15 protein-coding genes and 1 pseudogene are annotated in these 23779 nt (G+C 70.6%); 10 read left to right on the top strand and 6 right to left on the bottom strand.

The genetic code is table 11. The features are described from left to right. The first annotated feature begins 52 nt into the window (after window positions 1–52). Together ACIO52_RS22430 and ACIO52_RS22425 are read left to right on the top strand one after the other, a co-directional pair. Window positions 53–2635 carry a LuxR C-terminal-related transcriptional regulator gene (locus tag ACIO52_RS22430; RefSeq protein ID WP_402646442.1) on the top strand — a complete coding sequence of 861 codons (2583 nt, stop codon included), beginning with the start codon at window positions 53–55 and terminating at the stop codon, window positions 2633–2635. A gap of 12 nt (window positions 2636–2647) precedes the next feature. Next, window positions 2648–3745 (top strand): PQQ-dependent sugar dehydrogenase, encoded by a 1098-nt coding sequence (locus ACIO52_RS22425; protein ID WP_316574194.1) that lies wholly within the window; start codon window positions 2648–2650, stop codon window positions 3743–3745. Window positions 3746–3761: 16 nt separating this feature from the next. Here ACIO52_RS22425 and ACIO52_RS22420 read toward each other — a convergent pair whose 3' ends face one another. Next, window positions 3762–4334 (bottom strand): maleylpyruvate isomerase family mycothiol-dependent enzyme, encoded by a 573-nt coding sequence (locus ACIO52_RS22420; protein WP_402646438.1) that lies wholly within the window; start codon window positions 4332–4334, stop codon window positions 3762–3764. Between the two features lie 250 nt (window positions 4335–4584). Here ACIO52_RS22420 and ACIO52_RS22415 point away from each other — a divergent pair, with 250 nt between their 5' ends. Then, a complete protein-coding gene (locus ACIO52_RS22415) occupies window positions 4585–5193 on the top strand; it encodes a TetR/AcrR family transcriptional regulator (protein WP_402646435.1) in 609 nt (202 codons plus the stop codon). 15 nt (window positions 5194–5208) lie between these two features. Here ACIO52_RS22415 and ACIO52_RS22410 read toward each other — a convergent pair whose 3' ends face one another. Then, a complete protein-coding gene (locus ACIO52_RS22410; RefSeq protein ID WP_402646433.1) occupies window positions 5209–6225 on the bottom strand; it encodes a DUF6670 family protein in 1017 nt (338 codons plus the stop codon). A 185-nt stretch (window positions 6226–6410) separates the two neighbouring features. Here ACIO52_RS22410 and ACIO52_RS22405 point away from each other — a divergent pair, with 185 nt between their 5' ends. Beyond that, window positions 6411–7001, top strand: a complete 591-nt coding sequence (locus ACIO52_RS22405; protein WP_316574198.1) for a TetR/AcrR family transcriptional regulator — start codon at window positions 6411–6413, stop codon at window positions 6999–7001. A 6-nt stretch (window positions 7002–7007) separates the two neighbouring features. Here ACIO52_RS22405 and ACIO52_RS22400 read toward each other — a convergent pair whose 3' ends face one another. After that, complete coding sequence (locus ACIO52_RS22400; RefSeq protein ID WP_316574199.1) at window positions 7008–7334, bottom strand: thioredoxin domain-containing protein; 327 nt, start codon at window positions 7332–7334, stop codon at window positions 7008–7010. A gap of 152 nt (window positions 7335–7486) precedes the next feature. Here ACIO52_RS22400 and ACIO52_RS22395 point away from each other — a divergent pair. Together ACIO52_RS22395 and ACIO52_RS22390 are read left to right on the top strand one after the other, a co-directional pair. Then, a pseudogene (locus ACIO52_RS22395) lies at window positions 7487–7741 on the top strand (LysE family translocator); the annotation flags it as partial. A gap of 284 nt (window positions 7742–8025) precedes the next feature. Further along, window positions 8026–13491, top strand: a complete 5466-nt coding sequence (locus ACIO52_RS22390) for a carboxyl transferase domain-containing protein (protein ID WP_402646428.1) — start codon at window positions 8026–8028, stop codon at window positions 13489–13491. 93 nt (window positions 13492–13584) lie between these two features. Here ACIO52_RS22390 and ACIO52_RS22385 read toward each other — a convergent pair whose 3' ends face one another. Together ACIO52_RS22385 and ACIO52_RS22380 are read right to left on the bottom strand one after the other, a co-directional pair. Then, window positions 13585–15468: an acyl-CoA synthetase gene (locus tag ACIO52_RS22385; protein WP_402646426.1), complete on the bottom strand. Its 1884-nt coding sequence runs from the start codon at window positions 15466–15468 to the stop codon at window positions 13585–13587. Next, a complete protein-coding gene (locus ACIO52_RS22380) occupies window positions 15465–16331 on the bottom strand; it encodes a fumarylacetoacetate hydrolase family protein (protein WP_342799995.1) in 867 nt (288 codons plus the stop codon). Before ACIO52_RS22380 ends, ACIO52_RS22385 begins: the two co-directional genes overlap by 4 nt. Before the next feature lie 102 nt (window positions 16332–16433). Here ACIO52_RS22380 and ACIO52_RS22375 point away from each other — a divergent pair, with 102 nt between their 5' ends. From ACIO52_RS22375 to ACIO52_RS22360, 4 genes are all read left to right on the top strand, one after another. After that, window positions 16434–17003 (top strand): TetR/AcrR family transcriptional regulator, encoded by a 570-nt coding sequence (locus tag ACIO52_RS22375; RefSeq protein WP_218721022.1) that lies wholly within the window; start codon window positions 16434–16436, stop codon window positions 17001–17003. Window positions 17004–17093: 90 nt separating this feature from the next. Then, window positions 17094–17609: a VOC family protein gene (locus tag ACIO52_RS22370; RefSeq protein WP_316574202.1), complete on the top strand. Its 516-nt coding sequence runs from the start codon at window positions 17094–17096 to the stop codon at window positions 17607–17609. Beyond that, on the top strand, window positions 17606–19270 hold the full coding sequence (locus ACIO52_RS22365; RefSeq protein ID WP_218721024.1) for an FAD-dependent monooxygenase: 1665 nt from the start codon (window positions 17606–17608) through the stop codon (window positions 19268–19270). Before ACIO52_RS22370 ends, ACIO52_RS22365 begins: the two co-directional genes overlap by 4 nt. A gap of 12 nt (window positions 19271–19282) precedes the next feature. Then, window positions 19283–22792, top strand: coding sequence for an indolepyruvate ferredoxin oxidoreductase family protein (locus ACIO52_RS22360; protein ID WP_402646421.1), 3510 nt, complete (start codon window positions 19283–19285; stop codon window positions 22790–22792). A 22-nt stretch (window positions 22793–22814) separates the two neighbouring features. On the opposite strand, the gene ACIO52_RS22355 is transcribed toward ACIO52_RS22360, so the two are convergent. Continuing rightward, window positions 22815–23750: an alpha/beta hydrolase gene (locus tag ACIO52_RS22355; protein ID WP_402646418.1), complete on the bottom strand. Its 936-nt coding sequence runs from the start codon at window positions 23748–23750 to the stop codon at window positions 22815–22817. Window positions 23751–23779 lie beyond the last annotated feature (29 nt).

Here is a 23779-nt window from a genome sequence, read left to right as displayed (position 1 = left end):
CACCGCACAGGTCCGTTGTGGGGGAGCCGGTCGCGAACTAGAATTGTGGCGTATGGGCGAATTGTGGCAACTGCTCGATCGCCCCGCCGAATTCGACACCGTGCGTACGGCTTTGACGAATGGGAACAGCGGCGGAGTGATATTGGTCGGCGCCGCAGGCATCGGCAAGACCACGCTGGCCCGGCTGGTCACCTCGGTGCTCACGGACCCGGTCCGCTGGGTGGCGTGCACCGCCTCGTCGCAAGCCATTCCGCTCGGCGCGTTCGCCCCCTGGATCGCCGCGTCGGCCTCTCGTGATCCGCTCGCCCTGCTGCACTCGGCACGGGAAAACGTTCTGGCCCAGCCGGATACGGTGATCGGCGTCGACGACGCGCACCTGCTCGACACCCTGTCGGCCACCCTGGTGCACCAGATCGCCGCCGACCGCAGCGCGCGCATCGTGGCCACGGTCCGCTCCGGTGAGCACGTGCCCGACGCGATCACCTCACTGTGGAAGGACGGCTTCCTCGCGCGCGTCGAACTGACACCGCTGTCCAAGACGCAGTGCACCACCCTGGTCGAGACCGTGCTGGGCGGGACCCTGGAGGGGCTCAGCGCCGACGTCATGTGGGAGGCCTCGGGCGGTAACCCGCTGTTCCTGCGCAACATGGTCGAAGGCGCGGTCGAGGCGCGCACGCTCACCGATGTCAACGGGGTCTGGCAGTTGCGCGGTCCGACCGCCGTGCCGTCGGGGCTGGTGGATCTGCTCGACGAGCGGCTGTCCAGGGCGGGCGAACCGGTACTCGACGCGCTGCGGATGCTGTCGGTCCACGAGCCGCTCGACATCGACATCCTCACCGAGCTCGTCGGCGTCGAGGCCGTCGACGCCGCCGAGCTCAGCGGCCTGATCCGGGTCTGCCGCCATGGCGGCTCGGTCGACGCCCGGTTCAGTCATCCGCTGCTGGGCGAGGTGGTCCGCCGTCGGATCGGCACCGCCGCGGCCCGCACGCGGCGCGGTCGCATCGTCGAGACGCTGCGCGACCGGCCGCTGGACACCCCGGCCGAGCGGATCCGGCTGGCCCAGCTGTGCGTCGACAGCGATCAGCCGATCGACATCGTGTTGCTGATCAATGCCGCCAAGGACGCGATCGCGCTGGCGAACCTGCCGCTGGGGGAGCGCTTGGCGCGCGCCGCCTGCGAACGCTGCGGTGGCCTGCGCGCGGCCGAACTGCTGTCGCGGGCGCTGCTGTGGCAGGGCAAACCGCACGAGGCCGACGAGATCCTCGCCCGGTTCGACCCCGACCGGCTCGATCCGCTGCAGGTGGTGCAGTGGGGGCTGCCGCGCGCGAGTCTGCAGTTCTGGTCGCTCGGCGATGTCGCGCGGGCCCACCAGCTCATCGACCTGGTCGCCGCGCGCGTCGAGCATCCGTCGCTGCGGCTGCTGGTCGACGCGGTCCGCGCGGCGATGGCCGTGCACGAGAACCGGCTCGGCGTCGGCGTCGCGGAGGCCGAGCGCGTGCTCGCCGATCCGGACTCGCCCCGGCAGGCCGCCGATTTCGCCGCGTTCTCGCTGGGCCTGGCGTTGCCCTACGTCGGTCGCGGCGCCGACTTCGCGCCCATCGCCGCCCGGATCACGGCCGAGCAGAAATCCACCGACGGCCTGATCCGGGTGATGGTGCGCTACGGCGACGTGGTCGCCCTGACGATGATCGGTGACCTGGACCTGGCCGAACAGCGGGCCTCGGAATACCGGGAGTTCTCCTCGGCGGGCCAGTTCGCCGGCTGGGCGATCGCCCGCATCGCGATCGGCGTCGTCGCGACCTATCGCGGCCGGTTCCGGGCCGCGATCGCCGCCTTCGAGCAGGCGCTGGCCGCGCTCAACGCCGATTGCACCCTGCCCTGGCAGCTGCCCGCCCGGCTGGTGCTGGCCCGCGCCTACGCGGCGGTGGGCGAGGTCGACCAGGCCGAACGGGTCCTCGCCGACGCCGAGGAGCACAGCGGCCCCCACATGGCCCTGCACGAGCCGCAGCGGATGATCGCGCGCGCCTGGGTGGCCGCGGCCGAGCACAGTCAGCACACCGCGATCGACCTGGCCCGCAAGGCGGCCGACCTGGCCCACCTCACCGGCCAGTACGCGCAGGAAGCCGAGGCGCTGCACCACGCCGCCCGCTTCGGTGACCGGACCCTGGCCACCCGGCTCGCCGCCGTCGCGGCCCGGGTGCAGGGACCCGCGGCCGGCATCTACGCCCGCCACGCGGCCGCGCTGGCCCACTCCGACACCACGGCGCTCGCGGCGGTCAGCGTCGAGTTCGAGGACGCGGGGCTGTTGCTGGCGGCGGCCGACGCCGCGGCTCAGGCCGTCCCGATCTTCGACCACGCGGGTCAGCGCCGTCCCAGCGCCCAGGCCGCGGCCCGCGCCACCGCGCTGGCCGCCCGCTGCGACGGCGCCTGCACACCGGCGATCACGGCCGCCGCCCGTCCCCTGCCGATCACCGAACGCGAGCGGGAGATCGCCGCCCTCATCGGCCGCGGGTTGTCCAACCGGGCCATCGCCGAACGGCTCTGCGTCTCGGTCCGCACTGTCGAGGGGCACATCTATCGCGCGTGCATCAAGCTCGACGCCACCGATCGCGACCAGCTCGCCAAGCTGATCTGACACCATGGGTGGGTGACGACCGGTCGCCCACGAGCTGTCCTCGGCGCCGCGCTGGTCGCCCTCACGGTCACCGCCTGCGCGAGCGACGAGCCGGACCGGAGCGCGCCCGCCGCCGTGACCTCGACCGTGCCGAGCCTGCCCGCGGGCCGTCCCGATCTGGGCGCCGCCGAGGAGATCGCGCACGGCCTCGACGTGCCGTGGGGACTGGCGTTCCTGCCGGACGGCGGCGCCCTGGTCGGCGAGCGGGATTCGGGCCGCATCCTGCGCGTGACGCCCGGCCGCGCGCCCGAGATGGTCGATCAGGTGCCCGGTGTCGTGGCGCGCGGGGAGGGCGGACTGCTCGGTCTCGCCGTCGCTGCCGACTACGCCGACACCGGATACGTGTACGCGTATCTCACCGCCGCCGAGGACAACCGCATCGTGCGCCTGCGGCCGGGCGCGACGCCGGAGGTCGTCTTCACCGGAATCGCGAAGGCGGGCAACCACAACGGCGGCCGGATCGCCTTCGGACCCGACGGCATGCTCTACGTCGGCACGGGTGACGCGGCCGACAGCGCACGATCGCAGGACCCGGCGAGCCCGAACGGCAAGATCCTGCGGCTCACCCCCGATGGCGCACCGGCACCGGGCAATCCGACCGCAGGCTCACCGATTCTGAGTCTCGGCCACCGCAATGTGCAGGGCCTGGCCTGGGACCGCGCCGGCACCCTCTACGCCGCCGAGTTCGGCCAGAACCGCTGGGACGAGCTCAACCGCATCGAACCGGGCCACAACTACGGCTGGCCCACCGTCGAAGGCGCGGGTGGCGCGGACCGCGGCTTCACCGACCCGCTGCTGTCCTGGTCGACCGCCGAGTCCTCGCCCTCCGGCCTCGCCATCGCCGGCGACACCCTCTACCTGGCCGCCCTGCGTGGCCGAAGGCTCTGGACCGCAACGCTGTCCGAGGGCGAAGCGACCGCTCCGGTGGATCTACTCCGCGACACCTACGGCCGCCTGCGCACCGTCGCGGTGGCCCCGGACGGTGCCCTGTGGCTCACCACCTCCAACACCGACGGCCGCGGCGACCCCCGCACCGGCGACGACCGCATCCTGCGCTTCCCGGCCCGCTGACCCGTCTCCGGCCGCGCTAGTGGCCACCGTCGCGGCGGCTGACCCAGTGGGGATCACGGCCGAGCAGGGCCGCGATCGCGTCCAGTGCGGGCAGCGGCCGGTCCGGCTCGACCGGGGGCCGATAGACCCCGCCCGGGCCGTTGAGCGTACTGCCCGGCGCGGTGATCGACCGCGCGATCGGCAACGCGAGCCCGGTGAGCCGATCGGGGACCGCGCAGGGCCGGGCCAATGCCCGCGACAGATCCCAGCGGTGCGCGAGCATATCGACGACATGGACCGACAGCACTTCGTCCGTCGCCAGCGGGCCGCGGTGCGGCAAGTTCACGACCTCGCCGGTCTGTTCCATCGCGACCACCCAGCGCGCGGCGGTCCGCGCGAAATCGTCGCGGGGATTGTCGGCGTGGTCCGCGAGCGGCGGCAGGACCGACGCGACGACGGCTTCGTGCCGTTCGTTCATGTGGCTGATGAGGTCCGCGACGGTCCAGCCCGCGCACGGGGTCGGCGCGTCCATCTCCGCGTCGGAGACAGTGGCCACATCGTGGGCGATCAGCGCGATCGCCGTCGCGTCGAGTCGGAGCAGTTCACTCATTCGGAGACATCCTTTTTAGCGGTGGGGGGGGGGGGGGGGGGGGAAGGGGTGGGGGGGGGGGGGGGGTTTTAATAGTTTAAAGCCCCCGCCCCCGCCGGCCCCCGCGCGCGCCCCGCGGGCGGGGGGGGGGGGGCGGCGGGGGGCGGGGGGGGGGGGGGGGCGTGCGCTACCTCGTCGTCGATTTTTATTTTTTGGGGGGTTTTGGGGGGCCCACCCCCCCCCCCCCCCCCCCCACCGCTATGATGGAACGATGTCTCCCCGTCGCTCCGTCGCCGAAGCGGCCCGTACCCGGGATCGGATCGTGCGGACCGCTGTCGACGAGGCATCGTGTCTCGGTTTGGAAGGGCTGACGGTCGGCGCACTCGCCTCCCGGCTCGCGATGAGCAAGGCGGGAGTCGTCGGCCCCTTCGGATCTCGGGAGGACTTGCAGGCCGCTGCCCTCGAGCGGGCCGGTCAGATCTTTCGGGCCGCCGTCCTGGCGCCAATGTCGCACCTGGCGCCGGGCCCGGCCCGGCTGGCGCGACTGATCGATGCCTGGATCGACTACCTGGCCGAATGTCCTTTTCCGGGAGGGTGTTTCGTCACCGCGGCATCGTCGGAACTCGATGGACGGCCCGGCGTACTGCGGGACCGGCTGCGGGTGGTCGTCGCCGACTGGCGCGCCTACCTCACCGCCGAAATCGCCGCGGCGCAAGGCGAAACCCCCGCCGCGCAGCGGCCACCCGAGCAGATCGCCACCGTGCTCATCGGCATTTCGATGGCGGTCAACCAGGAAATCCAGCTACTCGGCGACGCGTCCGCCGCGCGGCGTGGCCGTGCTGCCATGCGCGACGCGGCCGGTCTGCCGCATTCGCCATAGCTCGGCGGCGCGCGGCTACGGTGTGCCGATCTGTTCGACGTAGCCGGTGCCGGTGACCGGACGGCCGCGGAAGGTGCCGGTGTAGCGGTAGCTGCCGACGTAGCCGCCGGTCATGCCGTAGACATAGTCGTCGTTGGCGACGGCGTCGATCTGGATCAGGGGGTCGCCGTTGTCGTCGTCGACGGCCCAGGTGAACGTCGTGGCCAGGGTCATGTCCCGGCCCTCGGGGGTGTGTCGCGGGGTGTGTTCGTACCCGGCGACGCGATAGCGGTAGCCGTTCTCGTAGGCGCCGCCGTGGTCGGTGCGGGAGCGCACGTAGACGGTCTGCTGGAGCGGAATGCTTAGTGGCCCACGGACTTCCACCATCAGCACCTGGGTGTCGGCGTCGATGTTGATGATCTGATAGGTGAAGAAGGTGAGGAACAGGTCGACCGCGACGGCGCGGGCGTATTCGAGCGTGCTGAGCCCGGACAGGTCGTACCGGGTGCCCTGGTGGTCGACGGTGCCCTCGTATTCGCACAGCAGTGACCAGTGGTCGTAGAGCCCGCCGCGCAGCTTGGCGAAATGCGCGATCTTGTCGGTGGCGCGCACCCGCAGATCCGCCCGGAACTCCGGATTGCGGTAGGTGACCAGGAAATTCGGGTAGCTGCCCCGCAGGGCGAAGTCCTCGCCGAACCGGATCAGGCTCGCGTCCGGCGCCAGTTCCAGATCGCGCGCGACCTGGTAGCCGCGGAACTGGCCGGGGAATCGCACCGCCGTGCCCGCCAGCAGGTTCGCGGTGTCGGCCGCCGAGGTCTCGATCAGATGCGCGTTGCGGAACGCCCGCACCTTCGGCTGCCCGATCACGGTGATGAAGTCCAGGAAGTTCAGCGGCGCGGGCAGGCCGGGGAACATCAGGCCGTAGTGGACGGTCCGGTAGCGCCCACGGGGCGGATGGAAGGGGGTGCTCGGGTCGTACGGGGTGCCGTTCACCGCGTGGGAACTCGACACGGTGCGTTGAATGCCGTGGAGCAGGGGAGTCGTCATCGCCATGGAAACCGGCGCCTTTCGCTGGACGGACATCGAGCTGACCGATAGGAAAATTACCGTTTGGTCAATTCGTCGTCAACCAGTCCGTGGATGCCCGTCGACGTGGACGTCCGACCAATTGACCTGCACTGGCGAGGCGGTAAATTACCTGGTGGCCGGGCACGGTCAACCAGCGGAAGGAGGGCGTGATGGGCACGGCGGGAACGAAAGGGGTGCCGCGCGCCGAGCGGGAACAGCAGATTCTCGACATCGCCGGTGAGCAGATCAGCCGGGTGGGGTACGCCGGGCTGTCCCCGGCCGGCGTGGCGAGCGCGGCCGGGGTCTCGAAACCCATGGTGTTCCACTACTTTCGCAGCAAAGAGGGCCTCTACGCCGCGTGCGTGGAGCGGGCGGCCGACGCGGTGTGCGGCGCCATCGAGCCGGTCTTCGACGGCACCCCGGGAATCGAGATGGCCGAGCACACACTCGAAGTCGTCATCGCCGCGCTGGCCCGCAGGCCCCACGACTGGAACGTGCTGCTGGACCGGTCCTATCCGCCGGACGGCATCGCGGCCGACGCGTCACATCGCGCCGAACGCCGCCTCGCCGAGCAGGCCTACCGGGGCGCGGCCGCCCTGCTCGCCGAACGCGGAATCACCGATGCCGCCGACCTGTCGGCGCTCACCGACGTCTGGATGGGTGTGGTGACGGCACTGGTGAATTGGTGGCTGCGGCACCCGGAGGAAAGCGCCGAGGCCATGATCGCCCGCTGCACCCGGCTCATGGGCGCGTTGTTCTGATCGGACTCAGAGCGCGTCCGCCAGGTCGTCGAGCAGCCGCCGCTTGGACCGCGCGCCGACGACCGTGCGCACCGGCTCGCCGTCCCGGAACAGCATCAGCGTCGGCATCGACAGCACGGCGTAGTCGGCGGTCGTGCGCGGGTTGGCGTCTACATCGAGCTGGACCACCGTCATCCGGTCCGCCTCCTCGCGGGCCAGTTCCCCCAGCATCGGCTCGATCATCTTGCACGGCGGGCACCACGACGCCGTGAACTCGACGAGCACCGGTACCTCGGCAGCGAGCACCGCGCCGGCGAACGTCGCATCCGTCACCGCGGTCATCGCGTGGGTCATGTTCTCTCCCTCGGTCGGCGGGGCACCTCGCCCCGGGTCGACCACGCTAGGGATTGACGCCGAGGTCAAGGCAAGCCCGAGGCGGGAAACCCCTGCCGGGCAGGCCGATCGGTCCGTACGGTCGGTCGATGGTTCCGCTTCCGGATCTGCTCGCCTTCGTGGCGGCGGCGGTGCTGCCGCAGTTCGTCGATCCGGCGGCCGGATCGATGGTCGCGCAGCTGGTGGTGCTCGGGACCATCATGGCGGTGCCGGCGCTGGTGCTCGACAGCAGCTGGGCGCTGGTCGCGGGGACCGCGCGCGGCTGGTTCGCCCGCTCGCCGCGCCGCCTGGAAGCGGTCGGCGCCACCGGCGGGGCGATGATCATCGGGCTCGGCGCCTCCGTCGCGCTCACCGGCGCCGTCAAGTGAAACGAACCAGGCCGGGACGCGCCGGGTAGCGCACTACTCTCGGCCCGTCGCGCGATTCGGAGGACACTGAAGACATCGCGTCCGGGCCGTGCCGTCGGCGCGCGTCGAGGCGCGCCGAGACCCCGCGCTGACCGGGGCGTGTGCGGCCGACTTCATTAATACGTGCGGGTAACCCTTGGACGCTGTTCACATATACGGAGTAGAGGTGCACACTGCCCTGGAACCGGAGTTCGAATTCGTACCCGTCCGGGCCACACAACTCGGTATTGGAAAGGAGTCGGCGAGTGTTCAGCCGCATCGCCATCGTCAACAGGGGAGAGGCCGCCATGCGGCTCATCCATGCCGTCCGTGATCTGGCAGCGGCGAGTGGGCTACCGATCGAAACGGTCGCCCTGTACACCGACGTCGACCGAAACGCCACGTTCGTCCGGGCCGCCGATGTCGCCTACGACCTCGGCCCGGCCTCGGCCCGCCCGTACCTGGATCTCAAGGTGCTCGAGCAGGCCCTGGTGGCCACCAAGGCCGACGCGGCCTGGGTCGGCTGGGGCTTCGTCGCCGAGGATCCGGCCTTCGCCGAACTGTGCGAGCACATCGGCGTCACCTTCATCGGCCCCAGCGCCGAGGCCATGCGCAAGCTGGGCGACAAGATCGGCGCCAAGCTGCTCGCCGAGGAGGTCGGGGTCCCGGTCGCGCCGTGGAGCCGCGGCGCGGTCGACACCGTCGAGGACGCCATCGAGGCCGCCTCCGAGATCGGCTACCCGCTGATGCTCAAGGCCACCGCCGGTGGTGGCGGCCGCGGCATCCGCGTCATCACCAACGAGGCCGAACTGGTCGACGCCTACGAGCGCACCAAGCAGGAAGCCGCGCGCGCCTTCGGCAGCGGTGTGGTCTTCCTGGAGCGTCTGGTCACCGGTGCCCGCCACGTCGAGGTCCAGGTGATCGCCGACGGACAGGGCACGGCGTGGGCGCTCGGCGTCCGCGACTGCTCGGTGCAGCGGCGCAACCAGAAGGTCATCGAGGAGTCCGCGTCGCCCGTGCTCAGCGCGGAGCAGACCGCCGAGTTGAAGGCCTCCGCGGAGCGCCTCGCCGTCGCGGTCGGCTACTGCGGCGCGGCGACCGTCGAATTCCTGTACCACCCGGGGGAACAGCTGTTCGCGTTCCTCGAGGTGAACACCCGCCTGCAGGTCGAGCATCCGATCACCGAGTGCACCACCGGTGTCGATCTCGTGCACGCGCAGCTGTCGGTGGCCTCCGGCACCAAGCTCGAGGGCACCCCGCCGGTCGAGCGTGGCCACGCCATCGAGGCCCGGCTCAACGCCGAGGATCCCGACCGTGACTTCGCCCCCGCCCCCGGCCGCATCGTGCGGCTCGACCTGCCCGCGGGCCCGGGCATCCGCGTGGACACCGGCGTCAGCGAGGGCGACACCATCCCCGCCGACTTCGACTCGATGATCGCCAAGATCATCGCCTACGGCCGCGACCGCAACGAGGCCCTCGGCCGGCTGCGCCGGGCCATGGCGCAGACCCGGGTGGTCATCGAGGGCGGCGCGACCAACAAGAGCTTCGTCCTCGACCTGCTCGAGCAGCCCGAGGTGATCGACGCCAGCGCCGACACCGGCTGGATCGACCGGGTGCGCGGTGAGGGCCGCCTGGTGACCCACCAGCACTCCGCCATCGCGCTCGCCGCGGCCGCGATCGACGCCTACGAGGACGACGAGCGCGCCGAGCGGCACCGCCTGCTGTCCACCGCCTCCGGCGGCCGTCCGCAGGTCCAGCACGAGAGCGGCCGCCCGCTCGACCTGAAGCTGCGCGGCGCGAGCTACCGGGTCCGGGTGGCGCGCATCGGCGCGCACCGGTTCCGCGTCGGCATCGAGGCCGGCGCCGAACTGACCACCGCCGACGTCGATCTCGAGCGTTTCGACCAGCACACCGGGCAGATCGTCGTCAACGGCACCCGCTACCGCCTGATCACCGGCACCCACGGACCGACCCACCTGGTCGACGTCGACGGCGTGACCCACCGGATCAGCCGGGACGAGGGCGGCGTCGTCCGCTCGCCCGCGCCCGCCCTGGTCGTCGGCACCCCGCTCGAGGTCGGTGCCGAGGTCGAGGCAGGCGCCGCGGTGCTCGTGCTGGAGAGCATGAAGATGGAGACGGTGCTGCGCGCGCCGTTCCGCGCCCGGCTCAAGGAATGCAACGTCTCGGTCGGTACCCAGGTCGAGACCGGCGCGCCGCTGCTGCGGCTCGAGCCCCTCGCCGACGACGACGAGGCAGGCGAGACCGAAGCGGTCGGGACGGTCGAGCTCGACCTGCCCACCGAGCCCACCCCGCGCCAGCCGCACGAGCGGCTCGCGCGCGGCCTGCAGGATCTGCGCAGCCTGCTGCTCGGCTTCGACGTCGACCCGCACGACGACCGCCGCGTCCTCGACGAATACCTCGCGGCCCGCCGCGATTGTGTCGCCGGCGATCACCGTCCGCTGGCCGAGGAACTCGAACTCGTCCAGGTCTTCGCCGATCTGGCCGAACTGAGCCACAACCGCGCGGCCGACGACGAGCACAGCGCGGACCACCTGCACAGTGCGCGCGAGTACTTCCACACCTACCTGCAGAGCCTCGACGTCGAGCGGGCCGGTCTGCCCGAGGCGTACCAGGCCAAGCTGGCGCAGGCGCTGAGCCACTACGGCGTCACCGAGCTGGATCGGACCCCGGACCTCGAGGCCGCGGTGTTCCGGATCTTCCTGGCCCAGCAGCGCCCGACCGACACCGTCGAGGTCATCACCACGCTGCTGCGCGAGTGGCTGCGGGAGCCGATGCCGGACCAGGTGCTGCGCGAGCCCGTCGGCCTGGCGCTCGAGCGCCTGGTCGCGGCCACGCAGGTGCGCTTCCCGGTGATCGCCGACCTCACCCGAGGGCTGGTCTACGGCTGGTACGGCCAGCCGCTGCTGCGCCGCAACCGTGCCCGCGTCTACACCAATGTCCGCAAGCACCTGACCTACCTGGACGCGCACCCGGACTCGGCCGATCGCGCCACCCGCATCGCCGACATGGTGCGCAGCACCGAACCGCTGGTGCGCCTGCTCGGCCAGCGGCTCGAGCGCGACAAGCCCGACCACACCGTCCTGCTCGAGGTGCTGACCCGCCGCTACTACGGCAACAAGGGCCTGACCGGCGTGCACACCGAGCAGGTCGGCGGCACGTCCTTCGTCGTCGCCGAGCGCGACGGCGCGAGCCTGGTCTCGGCCGCGGTGAGCTTCGACGAGCTGGGCACCGCGCTGCAGGGCCTCGGCGAGCTGGCCAACGGCGCCGCCTCGATCGACGCCGACATCTACCTCAGCTGGGAAGCCCAGCCCGAGGACTTCGACGCCATGGCCGCGGCCCTGCAGGAGGTCCTCGGCGGCTACCAGCTGCCGCAGCAGGTGCACCGGATCACCGCCACCGTGGCGGGCAGCAACGGCGCGGTCATGCACCACCACTTCACCTTCCGTCCCTCGGCCACCGGCATGGCGGAGGAGCGGCTGATCCGCGGCCTGCACCCCTACATCGCGCAGCGGATGCAGATGGAACGGCTGCGCAAGTTCGACCTGACCCGCCTGCCGTCCTCGGACGACGAAGAGGTCTACCTGTTCCGGTGCGTCGCCAAGGGCAATCCGTCCGACGACCGCCTGATCGCCTTCGCCCAGGTCCGCGACCTGGCCGCGCTGCGTGAACACGACGGCAGGCTGCTCGCCCTGCCCACCGCCGAGAGCACGATCGCGACCTGTGTCGACTCGATCCGTCGGGCGCAGTCGCGGCGGCCCTCGGCCAAGCGGCTCAACACCAACCGCATCGTGATGTACATCTGGCCGCCGATGGACGTCACCAGCGAGGAACTGGCCACGATCGGCGGACACGTGCTGCCGACCGCCGTCGGCGCCGGGCTGGAGGAAATCCTGCTCATCGCGCGTCAGCGTGATCCGCAGACCGGTGAGCTGACCAAGGTCGGCGTCCGGATCGCGATCGACGCGACCGGCGGTTCCCAGGTGACCGTCGGCGAGCTGACCGACGAGCCGGTCGAGCCGCTCGACGAGTACCGCCAGAAGGTGCTGCGCGCCGCGGGCCGCAACACCGTGTACCCGTACGAATTGACCGGTGTGCTGGGCGATTTCGCCGAGTACGACCTCGACGCCGACCACACCCTGGTCCCCGTCGACCGGCCGAAGGGCCGCAACACCGCGGCCATCGTCGCCGGTGTGATCAGCACGCCGACCATCCAGCACCCCGAGGGCGTCACCCGCGTCCTGCTGCTCGGTGACCCGACCAAGTCGCTGGGCGCGCTCTCGGAGCCCGAGTGCCGCCGCGTGATCGCCGCGCTCGATCTCGCCGAACGCCTGCAGGTGCCGCTGGAGTGGTACGCGCTGTCCTCCGGCGCCCGGATCTCGATGGAGTCCGGCACCGAGAACATGGACTGGGTCGCCGCCGCGCTCAAGCGGATCGTCGAGTTCACCCAGGACGGCGGCGAGATCAACATCGTGGTCGCCGGCATCAACGTCGGCGCGCAGCCGTACTGGAATGCCGAAGCCACCATGCTCATGCACACCAAGGGCGTGCTGGTGATGACGCCGGACTCGGCCATGGTGCTGACCGGCAAGCAGTCGCTGGACTTCTCCGGCGGCGTCTCGGCCGAGGACAACTTCGGCATCGGTGGCTACGACCGCGTCATGGGCCCCAACGGCCAGGCGCAGTACTGGGCGCCGAACCTGACCGCCGCCCGCGACGTGCTGATGGCGCACTACGACCACACCTACGTCGCGCCGGGCGAGCAGTCGCCGCGCCGCGCGCAGACCGTCGACCCCAGCGACCGCGACATCTCGAGCTTCCCGCACGTGCTGGCCGACAGCTCCTTCGCCACCGTCGGCGAGATCTTCTCCGCCGCCGCGAACCCGGATCGCAAGAAGCCCTTCGACATCCGGACCGTGATGCGCGCGCTGGCCGACCAGGATCACCCGGTGCTGGAGCGCTGGGCGGGCATGGCCGACGCCGAGACCGCGGTGGTGCAGGACGCGCACCTCGGCGGTATCCCCGTGTGCCTGTTGGGGATCGAGTCGCGCAGCGTGCCGCGGCGCGGTTTCCCGTCGACCGACGGTCCCGACACCTACACGGCGGGCACCCTGTTCCCGCGGTCGTCGAAGAAGGCCGCCCGGGCCATCAACGCGGCCAGCGGTAACCGTCCGCTGGTGGTGCTGGCGAACCTGTCGGGCTTCGACGGCTCGCCGGAGTCGATGCGCAAGCTGCAGCTCGAGTACGGTGCCGAGATCGGTCGCGCCATCGTCAACTTCGAGGGCCCGATCGTGTTCACCGTGATCTCGCGGTACCACGGCGGTGCGTTCGTGGTGTTCTCGAAGGCGCTGAACCCGAACATGACCGTGCTCGCCCTGGAGGGCTCGTTCGCCTCGGTCCTCGGTGGCGCCCCCGCCGCCGCGGTGGTCTTCGCGGGCGAAGTCAACTCCCGCACCGCGGCCGACCCGCGCGTGCGCGACCTGGAGACCCAGGCCGCCAACGCGTTCGGCACCGACCGCGCGACTCTGACCGCCGAACTCGACGAGGTCCGCTCCTCCGTGCGCGCGGAGAAGCTGGGCGATGTGGCCGCGGAGTTCGACCGCGTCCACAACATCCAGCGCGCCGTCGAGGTCGGTTCGGTCGACGCCATCGTCAGCGTCAGCGATCTGCGCCCGCGCATCATCGCCGCGATCGAGACCGGCCTGCCGGAGTAGGTTCGAGCCGAAACGAAGCCGCCCACCCTGGTTCGACAGGGTGGGCGGCTTCATTTCTCGGCTCGTCGGGTGGGCGATCGTCCCGGGTGATGCTCAGGAATCGGGCCCTCGGTCTATCGCGCACGAGAAGGCATAGGCGTCGAGCCGCCCGATCAGGGCCTCGATGTCACCGGCCGAGGCGTTGTCCCGCACTCGGAGCAGCGCGTGCGGGCGACCGTCTCGCGAACTGACCTCCACATCGCCGCGGAGCCCGGCGTCGTGGGTTTCCCGCATCACCACCCGCCGGACCGCATCGTGGACCAGCGGCACCTTGTGCACCTTGCCCACCGTGGTGACCGGGATTTCCTCGACGATATGGACGAATTTCGGTGCGGCCGCCGGTTCGGGTGCGTGGGAGCCGGCCCAGGACAGCAACTCCGCCGGTGACGCGCAGGCGCCGAGCCGCAGGACGACATACGCCGCGGGCACTTCGCCGGCGTGGCTGTCCGGTCGCGGTACCACCGCGGCGGCTTCGATATCCGGATGCGCGAGCAGCGACTCCTCGACCAGCCGCGGGTCGATATTGTGCCCACCGCGGATGATGACGTCGCGGGCTCGGCCTGCCAGCGTCACAAATCCGTCGGCGTCGACCCGTCCCAGATCGCCGGTGATCAGCCAGCCGTCGACCACGATCCCGGTGGGGTCGGGCGTGGGGCCGCCGGGACCCGCGCGGAGATAGCCGGGAAAGACACTGGGTCCGCGCACGGCGAGGACCCCGGTGTCCCCGGGCGCGCAGTCAGCGACCGGCCTGCCGGCGTCGTCGACCCGGACCGCCTTGATCTGCTGGTCGGGCAGCCGCAGTCCCAGCGCGCCGGGACGGTTGCCGCGCACCGGCGCGAGCACGCTGGCGCAGGTGGCTTCGGTCAGTCCGTACCCTTCGAGCATGGGTACCCCGGTCGCGGTTTCGAAGTCGCTTCGGACTCGGCTGGGAAGCGGGGCCGCACCGACGATTCCGGCCCGCAGGCTGGAGATGTCGACGCCGTCCGGTACGGCGGGCAGCCCCGCGTACACCGTGGGAACCGCCGAAAAGCCGGTGACGCGATAGCGTTCCACGATCCGCCAGAAATCGGCCATCGCGGTCCGGTCCCGATAGCCGAGCGGTCCGAGCGACACCACCGACCGTGCCGAGTAGAACGGTGCGAGCGCGGTGACGAGCACCGCGTTCACATGGAACAGCGGCAGTCCGGCCAGCATGACCGCGTCCTCGCCGAAGATCTCGTGCTGGGCCAGCGCCCACGCGAGAGAGACCTCGTTCGCGTGCGTGTGGGCCGCGACCTTCGGCGTGCCGGTCGTTCCGCCGGTATGGAAATAGGCGGCCACATCCGTAGGCCGGGGCAGCCGATCTGTCGTGAGCTCCGCGGGCTGACCGGCGGACAGCGCGTCGAAGTCGCCGACCCACTGTGCGGGCGGTTCGGCCACTTCGCCACCGACCGTGATCAGCGCCCGCAATCCGGGCAGCGCCGCGACCACCTCGCACGCCGTCCGCCACATCCCCGGGTCGAGTTCCGGTGCGGCAGCGATGAGTATCCGCGCTTCGGTGAGCCGGAAGATATCGATGATGTGCTCGGTCGCGAGCATCGGATTGACCGGATTGGCGATGCCCACCGCCTGGGCGCCGAACAGCGCCGCGTACGTGGCGCCGGTGTTGGGCAACAGCAGGCCCACCACCCCGCCGGGCTCGAGACCGAGCGCCGCGTACAGGTTCGCCGCCTGGTTCACCCGGAGCAGGAGATCCGCGTAGGACCAGGTTTCGGGCCGATCCCACCCTCGGCCACCCCGCAGCAGGTGGAGGGCGGGACGGTCGCCTGCCCGGCGAGCGGCGGCCGCGAGCAGTTCGTAGGTGCTGTCGGGCCACGCGCGCTCGGCCGGCGATATCGACTCGAGCCGCGCGAGTTCCGCGACGGCGACGATGTCGGGCGGGGTGGGCACGATGTTCACGCGCTGACCACCCGATTGCCGAGCACGCCGATCCGCTCGACCTCCACCTCGACCAGATCGCCGGCGCGCAGGTAGCGTTCCGAGAACACCCCGGCGCCGCGCGGTGTGCCGGTGCAGATCACGTCACCGGGTTCGAGGGTCTGATAGCACGACAGATACGCGATCAGCTCCGGGATGGAATGCAGGAAGCCGCTGGTCCGATCTTCTTGGCGCAGGTGCCCGTTCACCCGGGTGCGGAGGCCGAGATCCGGCGTATCGGTGAACTCGTCGGCGGTGACCAAGCAGGGGCCGAGCGGTTTGAAAGTGTCGAAGCTCTTGGCGACGCCGATCGATGCGGTCGGGTCCCCGGTCATCGCCCGGCGCTGGATATCGCGCGCGGACACGTCGTTGACGATCGTCAGCCCGGCCACGTGCGCCCACGCCTCGTCCACGGTCACCGCGGTGGCGGTCGTGCCGATGACGACGGCGACCTCACCCTCGTAGTCGACGTACTCGGCCGCCACCGCGGGCAGCCGGATCGGATCGGCGGGACCGGTCACCGCCGACCCGGCGCAGACCTGGAGGTTCGGTTCGTCCGGGAGCGTGATATCCGGTGTGCCCAGCGCCGCGAACATCGCCAGCGCCTCGCTCGCGTGGCTGCCGTAGTTCAACCCGACGATCAACACCTTGCCGGGCCGCGACACGGGGGAGCGCAGCGTCGCGGGCGTCAGCGGCTGTTCCCGCAGCACCGGCGCGGTCCGGGCGGCGTCGATGCCCGGACCGCGCAGGAGCGCGCCCACGTCCGGATACGGCAGATCGAGCACGGCGAGCACGCCAGCCCGGTCTTCCCTGGCGAGTCCGCTGTCGAGGGCGTAGAGACGCATATCGAACCTCCTTGTTCGCCGGCTACCCACCGGCCCGTTCTCTTGAGTGTCAGTTAAGAGCATGTCTTAGCTCTCAGTCAAGAGCGGGCATAGAGTGGTCGCATGCCCAAGAATCGTCAGGAGATCCCCAAGGCCGAACGTCAGGCCGAACTGGTCGCGCAGGCGCGCGAGCTCTTCGTCGGCAACGGCTATCGCGGCACCAGCGTGGCGGCGGTCGGCCGGGCGGCCGGTATCGCGCCCGCGGCGGTGCACTGGTATTTCCCCACCAAGGATGACCTCTTCGCCGCGGTGATCGCCTCGATCTTCGAGGCGGAGCGGGCCCGGGTCGAGGCCGACGCGACCCTGTCGGGGGATCCGCGCGCCGAACTGGTCGCCCTGCTGGTGCGGATGGAGCCCTATCGGGCGCTGCATCGCGTCGCCTACGAGCGGATGGAGGAAACGGCGACCCTGCGGGCGGTCTACGAACAGATGCGCGACTGGCTCGAGCAGCGGCTTTTCGCGGCGATGTCGGAGCGGGCCGGTGACGGTGCCGATCTCGCCTCGGTCGCCGACCTCGCCCACGTGTTGTTCGAGGGGCTGCTGGTCAGCGTGCGCCGCCTGGATCGGCCGACCGACGAGCTGATCGATCTGCTGATCGCCACCCTCGTCGCCGCCGCCGCGAAAGCGGGATGACCGCCACCTCTTGACTTTCATTCATGAGCGGGCCTAGCTTCTCTTGTATCGCATTCAAGAGATGTTCTCGGCTCGAAGGAGAGTCCGCTCATGGCATCACCGGCAAAACTCGCGCACGTCGTCCTGCGGACCGGTCGGCTATCGGAGATGGTCGACTGGTACGTCCAGGTCCTGGAAGGACGCCTGGTCTTCGGCACCGACCTGCTGGCGTTCGTGACCTACGACGAGGAACACCACCGCGTCGCCTTCCTGGCGACCGGCGCCTCGCAGCGCCCGACCGACGCGCACTCGGGCCTGCATCACGTGGCCTTCACCTACGACACGCTCGCCGACCTGCTCGCCACCTACGAACGGTTGAAGGCGCTCGAGGTGCGGCCGTTCTGGACGATCAACCACGGCCCGACCACCTCGATGTACTACGAAGACCCCGACGGCAATCACATCGAGCTGCAGATCGACAACTTCGCCACCGACGCGGAGCTGGCCGACTTCTTCGAGTCCGGCGCCTTCGCCGCCAACCCGATCGGCGTGGAATTCGATCCCGACGACCTCGTCGCGCGCTTCGGCGCGGGTGAGTCGTTCGCCGACCTGGTGCGGCGGCCGTGAGCGCGCCCGATCGGACGCCGGTGCTCATCGTCGGCGCGGGACCGGTCGGCCTGGCGACGGCGTATGTGCTGGGTCGGCACGGTGTCGCGAGCCTCGTCTGCGAGCGGTTCGGCGGGATCAATCCGCATCCCCGCGCGCATGTGGTCAACACCCGATCGATGGAACTGCTGCGCTCCTGGGGCATCGCCGACGCGGTCACCGGCGACGCCGTCGCGCCGGAGTGGATGCGCAATATCGTCTGGAAGCAGACCCTGGCCGGCTCCGCGCTCGGTCGGATCGACCTCGCCGATGGCGGACAGGACCGAATCCTGCGCCGCGCGGGCGCTTCTCCCGAGATGATCACCTCGTGCGCGCAGGATCGCGTCCAGCAGCGACTGCTCGACGCGCTGCGGGCACAGGGCATGGCGACGCTGGCCTTCGAGACCGAGGTTCGCGGTGTCGCCGACGTGGGTGATCACGTGGCGGTCGAGCTCGAATCCGGTGGCAGGCGCCGTACGGTGCAGGCGCGCTACGTCGTGGCGTCCGACGGTGCCGCGGGCACTCTGCGTGACGATCTCGGCATCGGCATGGCGGGCGTGCCCGAGCTGGGGCAGCAGCTCAACATCTATTTCCACGCCGATCTCGCACCGTGGACCGAGGCGGACCCCGCGCTGCTGATCTGGCTGATCAACGCCCACTCGCCCGGTGTGCTCATCGGCATGGACGGCGACCACCGCTGGACGTTGAACCGGCCGTTCGACCCCGCTCAGGAATCGCTGTCGGACTACACCCCGCAGCGTTGTATCGACCTGGTGCGCACCGCGGTCGGGAGCGCCGATCTCGCCGTCGACATCCGGTCGGTGGGGACATGGACGATGGCGGCCCGGACCGCGGCGAGCTATCGCGCCGGGCGGGTCCTGCTCGCCGGGGACAGCGCGCACCAGTTTCCGCCGACCGGCGGGCTCGGCATGAACACCGGTCTCGCCGACGCCGACAACCTGGGCTGGAAGCTCGCCGCCGTTCTCGGCGGCTGGGCGCCGGACGCCCTGCTGGACAGCTACGAGACCGAGCGCCGCGCGGTCGCGGTCAGCAATACCGAGCACAGCGTCGGCAACGCGCTGCGCATGGTCGATGCCGGGGTCGGCCCGCTGACCGTCGAGATCGCCCAGCGGCTCGACAGCCCGGATCCCGAGGTGGCGCAGCGGGAACGCGACCGGCTGGCCGCCGCGATCCCGCAGCACCGCGCGCACTTCGACGACCTCGACCAGGAACTGGCCTATGTCTACGACGCGGACGGCGTCGCCACCGATCCGCTCGGCACCGCCGTCGTCGGTGCCCGGCTGCCGCACGTGTGGACCCGCTACGACCAGGCGACGATCTCGACCCTCGATCTGCTCGGGCCATGGTTCACCGTGATCGCCGGCGCGGCCGGATCGTCCTGGGCGACAGCGACAGCCGAGGCCGCCGGGCAGATCCCGATCCGCGCCTTCGTGGTCGGCCGGGAGCTCGATCTCGACCCCGGCCGGCTCGGTATCGGCACGACGGGCGCCGTCCTGGTGCGGCCGGACGGGCACATCGCCTGGCTGACCGATCGCGCGTCCGAGACACCGGTCACCGACCTGACCCTCGCCCTGCGCGGTGCCCTCGGCATCTGTGCATCCGCGTCCCGACAGACCTCGTAGAAAGCCATCGATGTGACCGAACACCCCGCGCCGGTAGCACTGTCGGACCGGTACACCCAGCTGACCGGTGCCGTGCACCTCACCGGCATTCAGGCCCTAGCGCGGTTGCCGCTGGAACTGCGCCGCGCCGATCTGCGGGCGGGCAGGCGCACCGCCGCATTCGTCTCCGGCTACGAGGGCTCGCCGCTGGCCGGTTACGACACCGAACTCGCCCGCAACGCCGCGCTGCTGACCGAGCACGACATCGTCTTCCAGCCCGGCGTCAACGAGGAACTGGCCGCGACCGCGGTCCAGGGCACGCAGCTGGCGTCGGTCCAGGACGACAAGCGCGTCGACGGGGTCGTCGCGCTCTGGTACGGCAAGTCGCCCGGGCTGGATCGCGCGTCCGACGCCATCCGGCACGCGAACATGATGGGCACCCACCCCGACGGCGGCGTACTCGCCCTCGTCGGTGACGATCCGGCCGCGAAGTCGTCGACCGTGCCCGGCGCGTCCGAGGCGTTGCTCGCCGACCTCGGCCTGCCGACCCTGTATCCGGCGGATCCCCAGGAGGCCCTGGACTTCGGGCTGCACGGCGTGGCGATGTCGCGGGCCTGCGGGCTGTGGGTGGCGATGAAGATCGCGACCAATGTGGCCGACGGATCGGGCACGGTGGACCTGGCCCCCGACCGGGTCCGCCCGGTGGAACCCGACCGGACCGTCGACGGCACCGTCTACCGGCACGAGGTGACCGCACACGTGCTGCAGCCGACCCTCGGCGTGCTCGAACGCAGCCGCGAGGGCGCGCGGCTGGAGATCGCGCGGCGCTATGCCGTGGCCAACGACCTCAACCGGATCACCCACCGTGGCGTGGGCGACCGGCTGGGGATCGTCGCCGCGGGCAAGACCGCACTCGATGTGCGCCAGGCACTGGGCAGCCTCGGCCTCGACGACGCCGAATTGGCCAGACGCGGTATCCGCCTGTTGCGCCTCGGGATGATTCATCCGCTCGAGCCGACGGTGGTCCGGCGGTTCGCCGAGGGGCTCGACGAGATCATCGTGGTCGAGGAGAAGCGGCCCTTCCTCGAGACCGCGATCAAGGACGTGCTCTACGGCAAGCCGGACGCCCCCCAGGTCACCGGTAAGAAGCTGCCCGATGGCGCCGCCTTCCTGCCTGTCGACGGTGAACTCGACCCCGACATCATCGCGACCAAGCTCGCCGTCCGGCTGACCCAGCTCGGTGGATTCCCGTCGGTGGCCGCGTGGCGTGGGCGCGCTCGCAGCGAAACGCTGTCGCGCGCTCTGCCTTTGATCACCCGGACGCCGTATTTCTGCTCGGGCTGTCCGCACAACATCTCCACCAAGACACCCGAAGGCGCAACGGTCGGCGCGGGCATCGGCTGCCACGGAATGGTGTCGCTGATGAGTCCCGCGCAGGTCGGCGATGTCACCGGCCTCACCCAGATGGGTGGCGAGGGCGCGCAGTGGATCGGCATGGCGCCGTTCCTGGCCCGCACCCACTTGATCCAGAATCTCGGTGACGGGACCTTCCACCATTCGGGCAGTCTCGCCGTGCGCGCGGCGATCGCGGCCGGCAGTCACATCACCTACAAATTGCTCTACAACTCCGCGGTGGCGATGACCGGTGGTCAGCAGGCCGTCGGGGTCATGTCCGTCGCCGAGATCTGCGCGGCGATGCGCGCCGAGGGAGTCGCGCGGATCATCGTGACGACCGACGAACCGCGCCGGTACCGCAAGATCGCGCTGCCCAGGGGAGTCCAGGTCTGGCATCGGGATCGGCTGATCGAAGCCCAGGAGACCCTGGCCACGATCACGGGTGTCACCCTGCTGATCCACGATCAGGAGTGCGCCACCGAGCTGCGGCGCAAACGCAAGCGTGGACTCGCGCCGAAGCCGATCGAGCGCATCGTGATCAACGAACGGGTGTGCGAGGGCTGTGGCGACTGCGGACAGAAGTCGAACTGTCTGTCCGTCCAGCCCGTCGACACCGAATTCGGCCGCAAGACCCGAATCGATCAGTCCTCCTGCAATATCGACCGTTCCTGCCTGGCCGGTGACTGCCCGTCGTTCCTGTCCGTCGTGCCGGCGCCGGACCATCGCCGCGCGCCCGCGGTGCCCGCCGGTCCGACCGATGTGCCTCGGCCGCCCGCGACCTTCCCCGCGACTCACACCACGCGCATCACCGGTGTCGGCGGCTCCGGCGTGGTGACCTTGGCGCAGTTGCTCAGCACCGCGGCCACACTGGGTGGGCTCCGGGTCCGGGCACTGGATCAGACCGGGCTCGCCCAGAAGGGTGGTGCGGTGGTCTCCGACATCACCGTCTCCCGCGAGCCGATCGACCAGGGCAGCAAGGCGATCGCCGGGGGCTGCGACCTGTACCTCGGGTGCGACCTGCTCGTCGCCGCCGATCCCCGCTATCTCGTCGCCGCCGATCCCGCGCGGACCGCGGCGGTCGTCTCCACCAGCGAGGTCCCGACCGGGCAGATGGTCACCGATCCCGCCGTCTCGTTTCCCGCGGCCGGACCGATCCGCGACACGATCGAGGCGACCGTGGTCGAAGCTCGCTTCCTCGACGCACGCAGCGTGGCGATCGCGCTGCTCGGCGCGGATCAGTTCGCCAATCTGCTGCTCGCTGGAATCGCCGTCCAGACCGGCGCGTTGCCGCTGGCGCCGGCCGACATCGAAACGGCCATCGACCTCAACGGCGTGCAGGTCGCGGCGAATACGGCCGCTTTCCGCTACGGCCGGCTGGCGGTCGCCGACCCCGACGCCTTTGCCGTGGCATTGGCCGAGGCGACAGGCCCGGCCGAAACACCTCGCGCGCGTTCGGCTTCGGCGGACCAGCTGCTGGCGACCGTGCACGCCGCACCCGAATCCGAGCTCCACCGACTGCTCGCGCTGCGCATCCCCGACCTGATCGACTACCAGAACGTCGCCTACGCACGGCAATTCAGCACATTCGTCGAACAGGTGCGCCTCGTCGAGACCGAGCGAACGCCCGGTTCTACCGCCCTCACCGAGTCCGTCGCGCGCCATCTGTACAAGCTCATGGCCTACAAGGACGAGTACGAGGTCGCCCGCCTCTCGCTCGACCCCGATATCCGCGCGTCCGTCGAGGCGGAATTCGGTCGCGGCGCCCGCATCTCCTACCGGCTGCACCCGCCTGTGCTGCGTGCGCTGGGTATGAAGAACAAGCTCGAACTCGGGCCGTGGTTCCGTCCGGTCTATCGGAGTCTGGTCTCGATGCGCCGAGTCCGTGGCACCCGCCTGGATCCCTTCGGCGCCGCGGGGGTTCGCCGGACCGAGCGTGCCTTGATCGCCGAATACCGGACGGCCGTCACCGAGCTTCTCGCCGGGCTGAGCAGCGAGACCCTTCCGCTCGCGGTCGAAATCGCCGATCTACCGGACATGGTCCGCGGCTACGAGTCGATCAAGATGGACAACGTCGCGCGCTACCGTGCCCGGATGGCCGAGCTGATGGCCGGATACTCCGACGCGGCGTCGCGCGGAGGTTCCCGATGACGCGGTGGGTGCGCATCGGGTCCTAGGCGCCGACCGAGGACAGCAGCATGGGCAGCGCGTTGCGCATCTGCACCTGCCAGGCGTCCCAGTTGTGGCCCTGGGACGGCACGTAGCGTTCGTCGACATTCGCGCCGAGCGACTGCAGCTTGTCGACGAAGCGGTAGTTCTGTTCGTAGGCCAGCGATTCCACGGGATCGTTCTTGCCGTAGGAGACGAACAGCGGGATTCCGGTCAATTTCGACGCCTGGGTGTACGGGTTGTTCTGCTCCCAGATCGAGCGCTGCGCGGTGTAGTCGCCCCACACCCGCTTCCAGTCCGCGGCGCACCCCTGGCCCGGCTTGTCGGGGTCACCGGGTGCGCCGGAGTCGTGCAGCGGGTCGACATTGCCGCTGAAGGCGGCGGCGGAGCGGAACCATCCCTGGTACTTCGCCGCGAACTTCATCGCGCCGAGACCACCCATCGAGTTGCCCGCCACGGCCCGGGTGGTGCCCGCCCGGTAGCCGGATTCGAGAATCGTACGCACGTCGTCGGTGAGGTACTTCTCCCAGGCGGGTGCGCCGTACGCGCCGTAGTTCCACCAGTCGGAATAGGCGCTGCACCAACTGGTTTCGGGCAGCACGTAGATCGCTTCGGTGCCCGCGGTGAGGGCTTCGAGGTCGCCCTTGTCGGTCCAGGACTTGTGGTCGTCGAACCCGCCGTGCAGCACCCAGATGGTGGGCCAGGTGCGTCCGGCGTTCTTGGACCAGCCGGGCGGGAGCAACAGCCGCACGACCTTCACCGCGAAGCCGGGGCCTTCGAGGTTGGGGGAGGAGATCCCGATGTCGAGAATGCGGTCACTGACCCTGGTTTCCCAGCGCACCGTGCCCGCGGCGGCCTGCGCGGGAGCGGGCAGGGTGAATGTGGCGGCGACGGCGGTGAGCAGGGCTGCGAGGGCAAGGGATAGGCGAGGTCCGAACATCGGAGGGTCCTCTCGATCGACGGTGCGCG

Source organism: Nocardia sp. NPDC087230 (assembly GCF_044744725.1).
GTDB classification, from domain to species: Bacteria; Actinomycetota; Actinomycetes; order Mycobacteriales; family Mycobacteriaceae; genus Nocardia; species Nocardia canadensis.
Note: the sequence above shows the minus strand (reverse complement) of the source record. Positions and strands in the feature narration are given on the sequence as shown.

What these genes read in the sequence shown, in the direction of transcription:
- ACIO52_RS22430 (WP_402646442.1), top strand. Translation starts at nt 53, where the DNA reads ATGGGCGAATTGTGGCAACTGCTCGATCGCCCCGCCGAATTCGACACC.
- ACIO52_RS22420 (WP_402646438.1), bottom strand. Translation starts at nt 4,334, where the DNA reads ATGAGTGAACTGCTCCGACTCGACGCGACGGCGATCGCGCTGATCGCC.
- ACIO52_RS22415 (WP_402646435.1), top strand. Translation starts at nt 4,585, where the DNA reads ATGTCTCCCCGTCGCTCCGTCGCCGAAGCGGCCCGTACCCGGGATCGG.
- ACIO52_RS22410 (WP_402646433.1), bottom strand. Translation starts at nt 6,225, where the DNA reads ATGGCGATGACGACTCCCCTGCTCCACGGCATTCAACGCACCGTGTCG.
- ACIO52_RS22405 (WP_316574198.1), top strand. Translation starts at nt 6,411, where the DNA reads ATGGGCACGGCGGGAACGAAAGGGGTGCCGCGCGCCGAGCGGGAACAG.
- ACIO52_RS22400 (WP_316574199.1), bottom strand. Translation starts at nt 7,334, where the DNA reads ATGACCCACGCGATGACCGCGGTGACGGATGCGACGTTCGCCGGCGCG.
- ACIO52_RS22380 (WP_342799995.1), bottom strand. Translation starts at nt 16,331, where the DNA reads ATGCGTCTCTACGCCCTCGACAGCGGACTCGCCAGGGAAGACCGGGCT.
- ACIO52_RS22375 (WP_218721022.1), top strand. Translation starts at nt 16,434, where the DNA reads ATGCCCAAGAATCGTCAGGAGATCCCCAAGGCCGAACGTCAGGCCGAA.
- ACIO52_RS22370 (WP_316574202.1), top strand. Translation starts at nt 17,094, where the DNA reads ATGGCATCACCGGCAAAACTCGCGCACGTCGTCCTGCGGACCGGTCGG.
- ACIO52_RS22355 (WP_402646418.1), bottom strand. Translation starts at nt 23,750, where the DNA reads ATGTTCGGACCTCGCCTATCCCTTGCCCTCGCAGCCCTGCTCACCGCC.